The sequence below is a fragment of the Streptomyces chengmaiensis genome, from assembly GCF_029846775.1.
Taxonomy (GTDB): Bacteria; Actinomycetota; Actinomycetes; order Streptomycetales; family Streptomycetaceae; genus Streptomyces; species Streptomyces chengmaiensis.
Genome location: NZ_JARWBG010000143.1, coordinates 1 through 459 on the forward strand (window position 1 = coordinate 1; position 459 = coordinate 459).

The window sequence follows — 459 nt, forward strand, 5'->3', positions numbered from 1 at the left end:
CCAGCACCAGCTCACCGATCTCCAAGGCGGACTGGAGCGTTGTGTACTCCGACAGCGAGGAGACCACAGGTGAGAACGGCACCGATGCCAACGCCATCGACGGCAACCCGGCCACGAAGTGGCACACCAAGTGGTACGGCGGAAGCGACGCGCTGCCTCACGAGATCCAGATCGACCTCGGGGCGCGGTACGACGTCGACAGCCTGTCCTACCTGCCCCGCCAGGACGGCGGCGTGAACGGCCGTATCGGAGCATACGAGGTGTACGTGTCGGACACGACCGCCGACTGGGGCAGCCCGGTCGCCACGGGCACCTTCGCCGACACAGCGACGGAGAAGACGGTCGGCTTCACTACGAAGACCGGCCGATACCTGCGGCTGAAGGCCCTGACGGAGGCAGGCAACCGGGGCTCGTGGACCAGCGCGGCCGAGATATCAGCCACGGGAACGGCGACACCGC

Annotated in this window: 1 protein-coding gene; it reads left to right on the plus strand. The window is 67.3% G+C overall.

The genetic code is table 11. The features are described from left to right. Nucleotides 1–459 (plus strand): discoidin domain-containing protein (locus QCN29_RS36780; RefSeq protein WP_279933608.1); only part of this gene is annotated, 459 nt, incomplete at both ends.